This is a genomic window from Virgibacillus oceani (genome assembly GCF_041521345.1).
Taxonomy (GTDB): Bacteria; Bacillota; Bacilli; order Bacillales; family Amphibacillaceae; genus Virgibacillus_N; species Virgibacillus_N oceani_A.
On the sequence record NZ_JBGOHB010000084.1, the window covers coordinates 1 to 441 of the forward strand.

Sequence of the window (441 nt, forward strand, 5' to 3'; positions counted from 1 at the left end):
CTTCCCAAACACGCCAGGTTTCAGTGTGGTGATCCCCAAGCAGCACTACGGCAGTTATGCGTTCGCGCAGTCGGATTCGGTGCTGGCTGATCTGGCTGTGGCGGCCAAAAAGACTGCGTTGCAGATTGACCGGGCGTTTCCCGATGTGGCGCGCACGGGGATGATTCTGGCAGGGTATGGCGTGGATCATCTGCATGCGAAGCTGTTTCCCATGCACGGAACGGGGCAGGACAGTGCGTTCAAACCTCGCAGCTCGAAGGTGGATAAGTACTTTGAGACGTATGAGGGGTATATATCGTCTCACGATTCGGTACGGGCTGATGATCAGGGGCTGGCTGAACTCGCTGCGCATATCAGGTCATTTAGCTAACCTTTTGGAGGGCTCATGCAGCAGTCATTGGGCATTCTTTTGCGGGGCGTGGATCTTGCGGTACTCATTGG

At 55.8% G+C, this 441-nt stretch carries 1 protein-coding gene; it reads left to right on the top strand.

Annotated elements, in window-relative coordinates:
• The coding region (locus tag ACDX78_RS23265) for an HIT family protein (RefSeq protein ID WP_486031230.1) at positions 1-370 on the top strand (370 nt) is incomplete at its 5' end.
• Between the last annotated feature and the right edge of the window lie 71 nt (positions 371-441).